Annotated in this window: 11 protein-coding genes; 8 read left to right on the plus strand and 3 right to left on the minus strand. The window is 59.8% G+C overall.

Annotated features, from left to right (window positions below):
* Positions 1–58: 58 nt before the first annotated feature.
* The gene (locus tag EI293_RS01600) at positions 59–1,036 is read right to left on the minus strand and encodes a KpsF/GutQ family sugar-phosphate isomerase (RefSeq protein ID WP_394343388.1); all 978 of its coding nucleotides are present in this window, start codon (positions 1,034–1,036) and stop codon (positions 59–61) included.
* 176 nt (positions 1,037–1,212) lie between these two features.
* On the opposite strand from EI293_RS01600, the gene recQ reads away from it, so the two are divergent.
* Positions 1,213–3,411 carry a DNA helicase RecQ gene (gene recQ, locus EI293_RS01605; protein WP_125436234.1) on the plus strand — a complete coding sequence of 733 codons (2,199 nt, stop codon included), beginning with the start codon at positions 1,213–1,215 and terminating at the stop codon, positions 3,409–3,411.
* A 106-nt stretch (positions 3,412–3,517) separates the two neighbouring features.
* Here recQ and EI293_RS01610 read toward each other — a convergent pair whose 3' ends face one another.
* Together EI293_RS01610 and EI293_RS01615 are read right to left on the minus strand one after the other, a co-directional pair.
* Positions 3,518–4,246, minus strand: coding sequence for a GNAT family N-acetyltransferase (locus tag EI293_RS01610; RefSeq protein WP_125435081.1), 729 nt, complete (start codon positions 4,244–4,246; stop codon positions 3,518–3,520).
* Between the two features lie 97 nt (positions 4,247–4,343).
* Complete coding sequence (locus EI293_RS01615) at positions 4,344–4,766, minus strand: BrxA/BrxB family bacilliredoxin (protein ID WP_044003115.1); 423 nt, start codon at positions 4,764–4,766, stop codon at positions 4,344–4,346.
* Between the two features lie 174 nt (positions 4,767–4,940).
* Between EI293_RS01615 and EI293_RS01620 the strand changes: the two genes are divergently transcribed.
* From EI293_RS01620 to EI293_RS01650, 7 genes are all read left to right on the plus strand, one after another.
* Complete coding sequence (locus EI293_RS01620; protein WP_125435083.1) at positions 4,941–5,234, plus strand: hypothetical protein; 294 nt, start codon at positions 4,941–4,943, stop codon at positions 5,232–5,234.
* A gap of 135 nt (positions 5,235–5,369) precedes the next feature.
* Positions 5,370–6,437 carry a tetratricopeptide repeat protein gene (locus EI293_RS01625; RefSeq protein ID WP_125435085.1) on the plus strand — a complete coding sequence of 356 codons (1,068 nt, stop codon included), beginning with the start codon at positions 5,370–5,372 and terminating at the stop codon, positions 6,435–6,437.
* A 124-nt stretch (positions 6,438–6,561) separates the two neighbouring features.
* On the plus strand, positions 6,562–8,649 hold the full coding sequence (locus tag EI293_RS01630) for an OmpA family protein (protein WP_125435087.1): 2,088 nt from the start codon (positions 6,562–6,564) through the stop codon (positions 8,647–8,649).
* Positions 8,650–8,808: 159 nt separating this feature from the next.
* On the plus strand, positions 8,809–12,459 hold the full coding sequence (locus EI293_RS01635; protein WP_125435089.1) for a hybrid sensor histidine kinase/response regulator: 3,651 nt from the start codon (positions 8,809–8,811) through the stop codon (positions 12,457–12,459).
* Between the two features lie 36 nt (positions 12,460–12,495).
* Positions 12,496–13,224, plus strand: a complete 729-nt coding sequence (locus tag EI293_RS01640; RefSeq protein WP_125435091.1) for a LytR/AlgR family response regulator transcription factor — start codon at positions 12,496–12,498, stop codon at positions 13,222–13,224.
* A 47-nt stretch (positions 13,225–13,271) separates the two neighbouring features.
* Positions 13,272–13,862 (plus strand): PKD domain-containing protein, encoded by a 591-nt coding sequence (locus tag EI293_RS01645; protein WP_125435093.1) that lies wholly within the window; start codon positions 13,272–13,274, stop codon positions 13,860–13,862.
* A 144-nt stretch (positions 13,863–14,006) separates the two neighbouring features.
* On the plus strand, positions 14,007–14,549 hold the full coding sequence (locus EI293_RS01650; RefSeq protein ID WP_125435095.1) for a hypothetical protein: 543 nt from the start codon (positions 14,007–14,009) through the stop codon (positions 14,547–14,549).
* The last annotated feature ends 33 nt before the right edge of the window (positions 14,550–14,582 follow it).

Here is a 14,582-nt window from a genome sequence, read left to right on the forward strand (position 1 = left end):
CAATAATAGGGAAAATCCTAATTATATAATAATTCTTGTAAAATATTTAACTTATCAACTACACCAATCCCTCCCGCAGCAAGTCGTGCAGATGAATAAAGCCGTTGAACCGGCCCTGTTCCGTTACTACCAGTTGGGTAATATTGCGGGCCTGCATCCGGGCCAGGGCTTCCATGGCGAAATCCTCCACATCAATGGTCACCGGGGAGGGCGTGAGAATGTCGCGGGCGCGCACGGTTTCCAGCCGCCCCTCGTAAGTAGTCAGCATCCGGCGCAGGTCGCCATCGGTGATGATGCCCACCAGCTCGCCAGTATCTTCCAGCACGGCCGTAGCGCCAAGCCGCTTACCCGAAATTTCCAGGATAATTTCCTTCAGCTGCGCCGTATCCGACACCTGCGGCTGCTGGTTTTGTCGGCTCAGGTCGCCCACCTTTAAATACAATTGCTTACCCAGCATCCCACCCGGGTGTAGGTGGGCAAAATCCTGCCGCGAAAACTCCCGGCTTTCCAGCAGGCATACGGCCAGCGCATCGCCCAGGGCCAGCGCGGCGGTGGTGCTGGTAGTGGGAGCCAGGTTATTGGGGCAGGCTTCGCGCTCCACGGGGGCGTGCAGCACGTAATCGGCCTGCACGGCCAGGTAGGAATCGGCGTTGCTGACCAAGGCCGCCAGGGGCACGCCTTTGCGCTTGAGCAGCGGCACCAGCACCTTTATTTCGGGCGTATCGCCGGACTTGCTGATGGCAATGACAAAGTCGCCAGCCTGAATCATGCCCAGGTCGCCGTGAATGGCATCGGCGGCGTGCATGAACAAAGCGGGCGTGCCGGTGGAGTTGAACGTGGCCACCATTTTGCCCGCAATGTGGGCACTCTTCCCAATGCCCGTGACCACCACCCGGCCCCGTAACGAGAGAATGGCTTCTACGCATTGTGCAAAATCAGGGGTACGGTCAATGGCCGCAGCTACGCCCTGAATTGCCTCAGCTTCCAGCTGAAGCACTTTTTTTGCAAGATTGTTGAGTTCGTTCTGCGGTTTCAATCTAAATTTGGTATTGTATTCAGGAAGCTGAGCCGTAAGAGTAAAATTCGGGTAACCCCGCATTCTTTCCCCTAACTACTTAGTGCCGAATACCATAAAATCCTTAGATTGAGATTAGCAACACTGCTGTGCTGCTGCTCCAATCTATCACCCCAATTGAGCAAGTGAGGATGTCCATGCCAGCCGTGAAACAACAAGTGCAGCAAGAGGCTGATTTGAAAGGCAAGTTAAAGGAAGTTTTTGGGTACGGTCAGTTCCGGGGCGTGCAGGAAGCCATCATCCAGAACGTTATTGCCGGTAACAATACCTTCGTAATTATGCCTACCGGCGCGGGTAAAAGCCTGTGCTATCAGCTGCCCGCCTTGGTGCTGCCCGGCACGGCCATTGTCATCTCGCCCCTCATTGCCCTGATGAAAAATCAGGTGGACCAGCTTAACGCCTTCGGGGTGAATGCGCAGTTTCTGAACTCGACGCTGTCGAAATCGGAAATCAACCGGGTGAAGAAGGACGTTATCAGCGGCGAGGTAAAGCTGCTCTACGTGGCCCCCGAAAGCCTGACCAAGGACGATACCATCGAATTCCTCAACAAGGCCACCATCAGCTTCGTGGCCATCGATGAGGCCCACTGCATTTCGGAGTGGGGCCACGACTTCCGGCCTGAGTACCGCAAAATCCGCAGCATCATTGATGGGCTGGGCGTGCAGGTGCCCATCATTGCCCTCACGGCCACGGCCACGCCCAAGGTGCAGCTCGACATTCAGAAGAACCTGCAGATGGACGAGGCGTCGGTGTTCAAGACCAGCTTCAACCGCACCAACCTGTACTACGAGGTCCGGCCCAAGCACAACACCAAGAAGCAGCTGATTCAGTACGTGAAGCTGCGCAAGGGCCAGGCTGGTATCGTGTACTGCCTGAGTCGCAAGAAGGTGGAAGAAATTGCCGAGCTACTGAAGGTGAACGACGTGCGCGCTTTGCCCTACCACGCCGGCCTCGACCCGCACGTACGCATGGCCAACCAGGATGCGTTCCTAAACGAGGACTGCGACGTGATTGTGGCCACTATTGCCTTCGGGATGGGCATCGACAAGCCCGACGTGCGCTTCGTAATTCACTTCGATACCCCCAAAAGCATTGAGGGCTACTACCAGGAAACCGGCCGCGGCGGCCGCGACGGCCTGGAGGGCGACTGCCTGATGTTCTACAGCTACGACGACATCGTGAAGCTGGAGAAGTTCAACAAGGACAAGCCCGTAACGGAGCGCGACAACGGCAAGCTGCTGCTCCAGGAAATGGCCAACTACGCCGATTCGGCGGTGTGCCGACGCAAGCAGCTGCTGCACTACTTCGGGGAGCATTTCGAGAAAGACTGCGGCTTCTGCGACAATTGCAAGCATCCTAAGGAGCGGTTTGAGGGCAAGAACGAAGTGCTGATGGCCCTCAAAACCGTGGTGCAGACCGACGAGCGGTTCGGCCTGGACCACATTGGGGTGGTGCTCATGGGCATGAACAACCCGCACGTGGAAAGCTACGGCCACAACCGCCTGCCGGTGTACGGCCAGGGCAAAGACCACGACGCGCAGTTCTGGCACTCCCTGCTGCGGCAGGTGTTGCTCAGTGGCTACCTGGAAAAGGATATTGAGAACTTCGGCGTGGTGAAAATCAGCGCCAAGGGCATTGACTTCATTGAGAACCCGCATTCCATCAAGCTCACCAAGGACCATAACTACGAGGAAGAGGTGAAAGAAGAACAGGAACAGGAAGAAGTTCAGCAGGCGGCCGGCCACGACGAGGCCCTGTTTGACATGCTCAAGGCCCTGCGCAAAAAGGTGGCCCAGCAGAAGAATCTGCCCCCCTACGTGCTGTTTCAGGACCCGAGCCTGAAGGAAATGGCCACCACTTTTCCCACCAAGATGGAGGACTTGGCCCACGTATCAGGCGTGGGACAGGGCAAAGCCCAGAAGTTCGGGCAGCCCTTCCTCGACCTGGTGAAGAAGTACGTGGAGGACAACGACATCATGACGGCCGCCGACGTGGTGGTGAAATCGGCCGTCAACAAGTCGAAAATCAAGATTTACATCATCCAGCAGATCGACAAAAAGATGGATCTGGAGGAAATTGCTTCCTCCAAGGGCATTGATATGCGGGAGCTGATGGAGGAAATCGAGCACATCTGCTACTCCGGTACCAAGCTCAACCTCGATTATTACATTAATGGAGTGCTGGACGGGGAGCGTCAGGACGAAATCTACGACTACTTCATGACGGCCCAGACCGACAACATTGCCGTGGCCCTCAAAGAACTCGGCACCGATGACTACACCGAGGAGGACCTGCGCCTGATGCGCATCAAGTTCCTGAGCGAAGTAGCGAATTAGGTAGTAGAAGTGAGACTGGTAGAAGTGAGAGGTGAGACTATGTTCAACGGCTCAAACGCCAGAACATAGTCTCACCTCTCACTTCTACCAGTCTCACTTCTAAACATTACAGCCACAGGTGGTACACGTGTTCCTCGTGGACGCGCTCGAATCCTTCCCGCTCGTAGAAGCGGCAGGCTCCGTGGTTATCGAGTTGGGTGGTCACTTGAATTTCAGGCAGTTGCCATGCGTGGGCGTAGTGCATGGCCGCGTTGAGCAGATGCTGGCCGATACCCTGGCTGCGGTAGCCCTGCTGCACGGCCAGCAGCCCAATGCTGGCGTGGGTAGTCTGATAGCCCAGCGTAATCATGCCAAATGCGTTATCGTGCTTAACGGGTTGATACACGAGCACCTGCCGGGCCGTCTGGCCGATTACGCTACTCCGGATCCAGTGCTCGTAGAGCCGCTCGTACACCCCGGCCTGGAACACCGGATCAACCCGAAACCGGGAGTGGTGGCCGCTTTGGCGGGCCAGTTCCAGCAGCCGGGGCGTCAGCTCATCGGTGGGCAGTACGTGCGCCGACATAGCGGGCGGCTTTTCCGGCGTTGGCCGGGCAAAGCGGGCTTTGCGGTCGGTGAGGTGCAGGCGCAGCGCCCGGGCACTGGCTGCCGACACGGTGTCGGTGGGCTCCACAAACCAGTACACCAGCCGCCAGCCTTCCTCCCGCGCCAACCGGATAACCTCCCGCAGCTGCGCTTCGGTAAATCGTCGGCCCTTCAGGCGCCCTACCGGAAACCCGAAGAACTGCGTGTCCCACGGCAATGACTGCACCCCGTACTCCGTCAACATCGACATAGCGGCTAAGTATAACTGTCCTGCTAAAAAGCGAAAAACCGTTCGTAGCTGTAGCTACGAACGGTTAAACGATTCAATTACAGAAAAAGCCAATTAATTAGCAATATTCTTCAAAAGCACCCTGCAAATTGTTTACGATACGCATCAGGTCGTTGCCTTCGATGTGGTAGCGCTCAATCATGTGCACCAGCTCACCATCTTTGAACAGGGCAATGCAGGGGCTGCTGGGCGGGTAGGGCAGCATGTGCTCCCGGGCCTTGGCTACGGCTTCGGTTTCCATGCCGGCAAATACCGTTACCAGCTTGAGGGGCTTTTTGTCAGAGCTGGAAACGGCCATTTTCAGGGCCGGACGAGCTTTGGCGGCGGCGCAGCCGCAGACCGAGTTGACGGCTACCAGCACGGTTCCGCTCTGGTCGTTGAGGGCGCTATCTACTTCTTCGGGGGTCATGAGCTGCTCGAAACCGGCCTCTACGAGGTCCTGGCGAATCGGGGCTACCATGTATTCGGGATACGTGGCCATAGGTGAAAGCTAGGCTTTAGGATGAACTACTGCGGCGGCACCATGCCGGGCGGCGGCGTAAAATTACGCAACTACTACCGCACTGCCGCAGTTGGCGTATAGAACTCCGGCTGGCCCTCGGAAGTTTACTGCCCCCCGACTTTTTCTGCCTGCCTTCTCCTTAGCTGCCCGCCCATGAAGTACGCCGATTTTCTGGCTTCCCAGACCCAACCCGAGCCGCCAACCGGCCTCTCTCCCCTACTGGAAGCCCTGTGGTACGCCGGCCGCGACGAATGGCACCGCGCCCACACCATTGCCCAGGATAATGAGCACGATGCACTACACAACTGGCTGCACGCTTTTCTGCACCGCCAGGAAGGCGACGCAGGCAACGCCGCCTACTGGTACCGGCGGGCGAATCGGTCGGTTTTCAATGGCTCCCTGCGCCGCGAATGGGAGGAAATGGTGCGGAGCCAGCTTGCGCAGTAAGGGATGAATACCAGATTGCAGGCTACTATTTCATCTTGCCAAAATTCAATGTAAATACATTTAACCCGTTAAACAGCCACGTATTCCGTAAATAAAATTACATTTATCCCGCGCCTCTGAAACCGGCGGGATAGAATGAACCAGACGTATATCCTCTCTATTGGTCTGCTGCTGACCTCGGCTGCGGCCCAGGCGCAGGTAGATACTGTGCGGGCCTCCACCCTGCCCCCGGCCCAGCAGGCCGAAAAGCTCTACAACAGCGGGGTGGCCAAGTTCAACCAGAAAAGCTACCGCGCCGCCCTGCAGGACTTCGACAAGGCCCTGGCCGCCAAACCCGATTTTGCCCGGGCCTATTACAACCGCGCCGCCGTGCGCTACGAGCTGAAGGAGTATCCCACGGCCGTGCAGGATTACGACCAGGCCATCAGGCTCGACCCCACTACGTTTACCTCCTATTTCGGGCGGGCCCAGGCCCGAGAGGCGCTGAAGCAGCCCGTCGAGGCCGAGCAGGACTACGGCAAAGCCGCCGAGTTGAAGGCCGATTACGCCCCGGCCTGGTACTATCGGGGCGCACTCCGCTTCGAAAAAGCCGATTATCAGGCCGCCAAGACCGATTTTGATGCTGCCATCAAGGCCGACCCGGCCTACGCCTACGCCTGGCACGACCGGGGCAGCGCCCAGCGCCAGCTAGGCAACCTGCCCGCCGCCATTCAGGATTACACCCAGGCCCTGAAGCTCCAGCCCGAGCTGCTGCCGGCTTTACTGAACCGCGCCGCCACTCGCCGCCGCGCCGGCGACCTGAAAGGCGCCCTCCAGGACTACAACGACTATCTGCGCCAGAAACAAGATAACGCGTTGGCCTACACCAACCGCGGCGCCGCCCGCTACGAGCAGGCCGATTACAAAGGAGCCGTGGACGACCTCACCAAGGCCATTGAGTTGGACGCGCAGTACGCCTTTGCCTGGAACAACCGCGCCGCCGCCTACCTCAAGCTGGAAGACTACAAAAAGGCCGAATCCGACGCCAGCAAAGCCATCAGCCTGAACGCACAGTACGCCGAGGCCTACCTCAACCGGGGCCACGCCCGCGAAATGCTGCGCAACCCCGATGCCGCCTGCCAGGACTGGCGCAAAGCCGCCGAGCTGGGCCTGGAAGTGGGCAATACCCACGCCGCCAACTCCGGCTGCGGCGCGGCGGAGTAATTCAAAGACACCTGTCATCCTGAGGCGGCAGCCGAAGGACCTTCTGCCAGTAGAACTACCTCAGCGTACCTCTGCGCATTCCTCTGCGCCCCTCTGCGGGAACCGACGCCAGAACGCTCTGCCTATGGTACGCTCTGCGCAGGATGCCAAACAGCTATACGACATTCCCATGCATAAATACCTACTCGCCCTGCTGCTCCTGAGTGCCCCGGCTACCCTGCTGGCTCAGGATGTGGAGTTCAGCAAAGACCGTTTCGGCAACGACAAGGACGGGCTGAAGGCGGCCCTCAAGGAAATCAAGCTCGGCGACGAATCGTACGACCTGGACCCGCCCCGCTACGAGCAGGCGCTGCCGCACTACCTGGCGGCCCAGAAGTTCAACCCCAACAACGCCCAGCTCAACTTCAAAATCGGGGAGAGCTACCTGCACTCCGGCTTCAAGCCCCGGGCGTTGGAGTACCTGCAGAAGGCCTACCAGCTCAACCCCGATGTAGACCCACGCATTCACTATGCCCTGGGCCGGGGCCTGCACCTGAACGGGAAGTGGGACGAAGCCATTACAGAGTACAAGCGCGCCACGCCCGCTACCGGCACCAAGAATACGGCCGCCTTCACCCAGGATATCCAGAAGAAAATCCGGGAGTGCGAAAACGGCCGCAAGCTGGCCGCCCGGCCCAACCGCGTCTTCATCGACAACGCCGGCCCCGGCGTAAACTCGCCCTACCCCGAATACGGCCCGGTGATTACCGCCGATGAGTCGGTTATCCTGTTCACCTCGCGCCGGCCGGGCTCGACGGGCGACCAGAAAGACCCCGAAACCGGCGGCTTTATGGAGGATATTTACACCAGCACCCGCACCACCAAAGGCAGCTGGGTGGATGCCCGCAACCTGGGCGAAGGCGTGAACACCGAGGGCCACGACGCCACCGTGGGCCTCTCCCCCGATGGCCAGCGCCTGTTGGTGTACATGGAGGACAACGGCGGCGACCTGCACGAGGCCAACCTGCGCGGCGCGGAATGGCGCAAACCCCAGAAACTGGGCTCCCGCATCAACACCCGGTCCCACGAGTCGTCGGCGGCCTACACGCCGGACGGGCGCAGCCTGTACTTCGTGACCGATAAGGAAGGCGGCCTGGGCCAGCGCGATATCTACAAGATTGAAATGGAAGGCCGGGGGCAGGCGGTCAACTTAGGCTCCGTCATCAACACCCAGTACGGCGAAGAAGGCGTGTTCCTCCACCCCGATGGCAAGACGATGTACTTCAGCTCGGAGGGCCACAACTCAATGGGCGGCTACGACATCTTTAAATCGGTGTTCGAAAACGGCAAGTGGAGCCCGCCGGAAAACCTGGGCTGGCCCATCAACACCCCCGACGACGACGTGTTCTTCGTGATATCCGCCTCGGGCCGCCACGGCTACTACTCCTCGTTTCGGGATGATGGGCTGGGTTCCAAGGACATCTACCAGATTACCTTCCTCGGCCCCGAAAAACCGCCCGTACTCAGCCAGGAAGACCAGCTGCTGGCTTCCCGCGTACAGCCGGTAAAGGAAACTCTGCTGGCCCCGCCGGTGGCCATTGTGGCGGCCCAGGTGACCATTCTGAAGGGCATCGTGACGGACGAAGCCAGCAAGCAGCCCATCGAGGCCACCATCGATGTGGTGGACAACTCGCTCAACCAGACCATTGCCTCCTTCCAGAGCAACGAGCAGTCGGGCCGCTACCTGGTGTCGTTGCCCTCGGGCGTGAACTATGGCATTGTGGTGCGCAAGGACGGCTACCTGTTCCACTCCGAAAACTTCGATCTGCCGGCCAAAGCGGCGTACTCGGAAGTGGTGAAGGACATTGCGCTCAAGAAGCTGGACGTGGGCGTGAAAGTGGTGCTCAACAACATCTTCTTCGACTTCGACAAGGCCACACTGCGCAAGGAAAGCACCAACGAGCTGGAGCGCCTGCAGAAGCTGCTGGTGGAAACGCCCGCGCTGCGCCTCGAAATTTCGGGCCACACCGATAACGTGGGCAAAGCCGAGTACAACAAGGACCTTTCGCAGCGCCGCGCTAAAGCCGTGGTGGATTACCTCGTAGCCAAAGGCATCGACAAGGGCCGCCTGACCTTCGCCGGCTACGGCGACACCCAGCCAGTGGCCTCCAACGCCTCCAAGGCCGGCCGCCAGCTCAACCGCCGCACGGAGTTTAAGGTAACAGGCAAGTAGATTCCGTCACCAGATTCCCGCAGAGGACGCAGAGTCCGTTGAACGATTCTGCGCATTCTGCGCTATCCTCTGCGGGCTAAAAACCCAACTGAACGTCTCCCAACCAGCTTCCAACGAGGAAATCCGCAACAGCCGGGCCACTCCCGTATCTTGCCCGTTGTGATACGCCGTCTGCTGCTCCTGTTCTGTCTGTTCACGCACCTCGCCGCTGCTCAGCCCCTGCCCCAGCGGCAGTTTCTGAAGCAGTTCGGGGCCGCCGAAGGGTTGTCGCAGCCGTTCATTTACGCCTTAGCGCAGGATAAAGCCGGCTACCTCTGGATTGGTACTGCCGAGGGCCTGGTGCGGTTTGATGGCACTACGTTCCAGACGTTCACCACCCGCGAAGGGCTGGCTGAGGACTTCGTAACCAGACTATATGTGCATCCGCGCACCGGCCGGTTGTGGGTAGGCCATTACCAGGGCGGTTTGTCTTTCCTGAACGGGCAACGATTTCAACCAGTAGCAGCGGCAGCCAAAAACGCCCCGTTACGCCCGCACACCGGTATTATGCCGCCGGACACGGCATTCCGGGAATACGGGAAGCCGCCTTATTCCTACGCTGAACCACCCGGTTTTGAGCCGTCTTTTGGCTTGCATCACCTGCTACCGCCTGGCACTGTGCCACAATGCGTAGTGCTGGATCAGGAGCACAACCTCTGGATTGGCACCGCCGGGCAGGGCCTGTGGCGCTGGTCGGACCGGCACGTGACTTTCTACCCCATTTCTGCAACAGGCCATATCACGGCATTGACTAGCGGAGGCCGAGCAATTGCCGGAAACGCCGAGGCCCAGCTCTTCGGGCTGAGACTCCGCTCAGGCAAGTCATCCCCAATCACCTGGACCGAAAACCGTTTGCAGTATGCTCCCAGCGTAATCTTAAGCACACCCGACGGCCGTTCTTTATCCATATTCACAAAGCGTTACCCGACGCCGCCAGCTCGTGCTATTTGGGTGGGCACCGCCGGCCACGGCCTCTGGCAGATTCCGATACCAGCCCCAAAAGCAATAAAGGCAAATCCAACCCGGCGGCTACCCCCTGATCTGGCTATTACGGCGCTTACTCAGCACCCGAACGGCGACTTATGGGTAGGCACCGCCCTGGATGGTGCGTACCGCCTGCCAGCGGACACTACTCAGCCGGCACAGCACTTCACCACAGCCAACGGACTACTACACAACACCATTTATGCCCTCACGGCCGATACGGCCGGCGGCGTCTGGATTGGCACCCATGACACTGGTTTAGCCGTGTGGCGCAATGGCCGTTTCCAGTATCACCGTTTCCCCAAAGGCGGCATTGATGTATCGGCGCTGGTTACCGATGACGCAGGTCGGGTCTGGATTGGCACGGAAGGCGCGGGCGTACTCAGTTACTTCAACGGCAGATTTCAGCAGTATAGCACCCCACAGGGCTTGGTTTCACCGTATTGTTACGCTTTGCTACCCGTACGTTGGGGAACAAGCTACCACGGCGGCTACAGGTATGATGCCCGGCGGGAGCAACTGGTGGCCGTACACCGCAATGCCATCAGCTTTGCCGATTCCAGTCAGCACTTTACGGCGGCCACGCTCCCCGATAACCCGCTGGTACGCGACCTGCTGCCCCAGGCAGCTGTGGACTGGGGTGACTATTGCATCTGGGTGTTAACCCGCACCGGCTTGCTGCGCCTGCGAACTGACGAACCGGACCTATTGCCCAGCACTACTGCGCCTCGGCCAGCTTTGCTATTCAGCGAAGTGGATGGAGCCTCCCGCCCGCCCCGGCAACTCGGCGAACTATCGGCCACTCAGCATCGGGTGTCGTTCTGGTTTCGGGGCATCAGCTTGTTGCCAGGGCGGGCGGGCATGCAGTACCAATACCGCCTGCGCGGATACCAGGAGGAATGGAGCAGGCCCGCAGCCGTGGGGGAAGCCCAGTTTCCGCGCCTGGATGCCGGCCAGTATGTATTTGAGGTACGGGCCCGTTCGGGGAAGTATGGCACCTGGTCGGCCCCGGTTACTAGCGGCTTCCGCATTGCCACCCCGTTCTGGCGCACGTGGTGGTTTGCGGCCCTGGCGGCGGCGGCGGCCCTGAGCCTGGCCTACGCCTTCACCCGGGCCCGCACTGCCACCCTGCGCCGCCAGAAATTGCAGCTGGAAACCACCGTGCGCGAGCGAACCACGGAACTGCGGCAGCAGAAAGCCGCCACCGAGCAAATTAACGCCGATTTGGTGGTGGCCCGGGATGCGGCGGAAGCTTCCCGCCGGGCTAAGGCACAGTTTCTGGCCAACATGAGTCACGAGATTCGCACGCCCATGAATGCGGTTATCGGCCTGACTCACCTGCTGCGCAACACCCCCATCAACCCCGAGCAAGGCGAGTTTCTGGAAGCCATTCAGTCGTCGTCGAACAACCTGCTGGTCATCATCAACGATATTCTGGACTCCTCCAAGATGGAGGCCGGCAAACTCACCCTGGAACAAGCGCCGTTGCGGCTACCCGAATTGATGGAGAGGGTGGCCCGTATGTTCCGGTTTGCCACCGAAGCCAAGGGCCTCTACTTCCGCACCGAAATTGCCCCGGCCGTACCCGCCGCCATCCTCGGCGACGCCGTGCGCCTGAACCAGGTGCTGGTGAATCTGGTGGGCAATGCTGTGAAATTCACCACCCGGGGCGGTATCACGTTGCGGCTGACGGTAGTGCCAACAGCTGAAACTGGGGCTGAAACACTCCGTTTCGGGGTGCAGGACACCGGTATCGGTATTCCGGCCGATAAGCTGGACGCCATTTTCGAGGATTTTTCCCAGGCCAACGCCAGCACCACCCGGCAGTATGGCGGCACCGGCCTGGGCCTGAGCATTGCCCGCAACCTGGTGCAGCTGCACGGTGGCCGGCTGTGGGTGGAAAGCAGGGAAGGCCAGGGCTCCACCTTCTGGTTCGATATTCCCAGCCTGCCCACTGATGCCGCTGCCGTGCGGGCCGAAGTGACCGGCCCACTGGCACCCTTTGAGCCGGCCCTGCGCGTGCTGGTGGCCGAAGACAACGACCTGAACCAATTGGTCGCCCGCAAAACCCTGGAAGCCTGGAACGTGCAGGTCACCATTGCTGCCAACGGCCGCCTAGCCGTGGAAGCCGCGCAGCAGCAGGCCTTCGACGCCGTGCTGCTGGACGTACAGATGCCCGAAATGGATGGCTACGAGGCCGCCCGCCAGCTGCGCAGCCTCTTTCCCGACGCGGCGCGACTACCCCTCATCGGCCTCACGGCCTCGGCCCTGCCCGAAGACCGGGTGCTGGCCCTGGAAGCCGGCATGAACGATACGCTGGCCAAGCCCTTCGATCCGGCAGTGCTCTATGCCCGCCTGGCCCATTTTACCGGCCGCGCCGTGCCGCACGCTATACCGGCTGCTGCCCCGGCAATGCCTTCCCAGGTGTCTCCCATTCTTTCCTCCAGCCGCCCCGACTGGCGCCTGCTCGAGGAGTTGGCGGGCGGTAACGAGGGGTTTGTGCAGCAGATCATTCGTACGTTTCTGGCGCAGGCCCCGGAACTGGCGGTGCAGCTGCTGCAACTGCCCCCCGGCCCGGAGTTGGCCCAGACGGCCCACAAGCTCAAAGGGCAGGCAGCCTATTTTGGCGTGGACAGCCTGACGGAACAACTCGACTTTGTGGAGCAAAAGGCCCGGCAGCCCATAGCCGATAGTAGCCTTGCGGAAGCCTGCTCCAGTATTCAGCAGCAGTTGCTTAGTTTGTATCCACTGCTGCGGGAGCGGCTGCCGGAAGCTCCACAGAAATAGCTGTGTTTTTTCAAGTCAGCCTGTACCTTTGCCGATATGGCCGAACCCACTGCCCCCCTGCGTTGCCTGGTTGTTGATGATGACTCCTTGGCCTTGCAAATCGTTGAAAACTGCATTGCCAATACGCCCTTTCTGGCACACGTTGCCAGTTGCAACAGTGCCATTGCCGCCGCCGAAGTACTTCGCCAGCAGCCCATCGACCTCCTGTTTCTGGATGTGGAAATGCCGTTGATGTCGGGGCTGGACTTGCTGCGCACGTTGCAGGACCCGCCCCTCGTGATTCTCATCACCAGCAGCAAAAACTACGCAGTGGAAGCGTTTGAGCATGATGTGCTCGACTATGTGGTAAAGCCAATCAGCTACGCCCGGTTTCTGCAGGCGGCCCAGAAGGCCCTGGCAGCCGTGGAAGCCCGCACCAGCCAGGCCACCGAGGCCATCGAAGTCCCGCAGAACACCCAGTTCACTTTTGTAAAAGTCGATAGCCGGCTGGTGAAGGTGCTCTTTGACGAAGTACGCTACGTAGAGGCCCTGGGCGACTACGTGCATATCGTGACCGGCCAGAGCAAGCTGATTGTGTACAGCACTATGCGGGCCGTGGAAGAGAAATTTCCGGCTTCCCTGTTCGTGCGCGTACACCGCTCCTTTATCGTCAACCTTAAGCGCGTGCAAACCATCGAAGACAATACCATCATCCTCGATAACAAGCATATTCCCATCGGCCAGACGTACCTGCGCGAGGTATTTCAGCGGCTCAACAAATTCTAAATCCTCGTTTTATCCGCCGGCTACTGCACCGGTTTTCCAACTGCCGCTTGCGTTTTTTCCTCTGCCTTTTCCTGTTGCTGCCCGCCCTGTCCGCCCAGGCCCAGACCGCCGGCGACACCCTGAGCGTAGCGTGCCCGCTGCCCCGGGTGATGGAAATGTGCGTGGAGCTGGATGCCAGCCGGGCCGTTGACCCTGCCGCCGGCCCGCTCACTTTCCGCTGGAATATGGGCGACGGCACTCAGCTGACCGGTCCCTCCGTGCAACACTGCTACCAGCAACGCCGCAAATACACCGTGCAGCTGGATGTGGTGGAAGATGCCACCGGCGAAGTGCGTACCGCCGAAAAGCTGATTACAGTGGACTTTACGCAGGAAATTGTGCTTGATTTCCGCGCCGTAGATACCGTGCGCGTAGGTCAGCCCGTCACCTTCGATGCCCTGGATTCGCAGCTGCCGCTGTGCCAAAATATCGTTGTCCTCTGGGACTTTCGGGACGGCTACGTCGCCAATGGCCGACAGGCGCAGCACGCGTTCCGACGGCCCGGCCAGTACGCCGTGCGCATGAGCCTGCGTGGTAACGGCCCCGATTCCTGCCCGGCCAGCCATTGCGTGAGCCGCACGGTACTTGTTCTCCCCTGAAGCTGCTCAAAGGTTTAGTTTCCCTTTTGGTCGACGTTTCGTCCTGATTCGGCTTGTATAGCTTCCGAGCTATAAACTGATTACCTAACTTCGAAAGCAGTACGCACTTTGTCTTTCCGCTGCTCTTCTCATCTGCTCTGCCGTATGAAACTCCTTTGCACTTTATTTCTGGGCACCTTTTGCCTGCTTGTCCTCTCTGCTCCAGCCCAGGCCCAGGAAGTCTCGCCTGCTTTTAAAGCCGAGGCCCTGACGGCTACCCGCCAACTGGCGGCGTTTGTTGCCCTCGATGATGCCCGCCAATTGCCCGTCCGCCGCCTCACCCAGCTCCGCCTGACGCAGGAAGCCGAGGTCCGCCAACTCTACGCCAACGACCCCGACATGCTCCAAAAAAAGCTAACGGCCATCGGGCAGGACTATACCCAGCAACTAGGCACCGTGCTTACGTCGACTCAGTATCAGCGGTATCTGGGGGCTGCTTCTGGCTCGCTGCCCAGTGCAGTAGCGGCCATACTGGCCTCCGCTCCGGCTATTCCAACTGCTGTAGCCACCGTTGCTGCACCGGCAGTGCCTGTTCAGGCAGCCAGGCCGGCCCAAGCTACGCCAGCCAAAACAATGGTATCGCGCACCTCAGCGGCTGCGGCGGCTCATCACCGCGCCACTCTTACCAAAGCGGCGGTACGCCGCTAAAGCCAGCTGCCGCTTAACCACTGCCCGAAGGCC

The organism is Hymenobacter perfusus, assembly GCF_003944765.1.
GTDB lineage: Bacteria > Bacteroidota > Bacteroidia > Cytophagales > Hymenobacteraceae > Hymenobacter > Hymenobacter perfusus.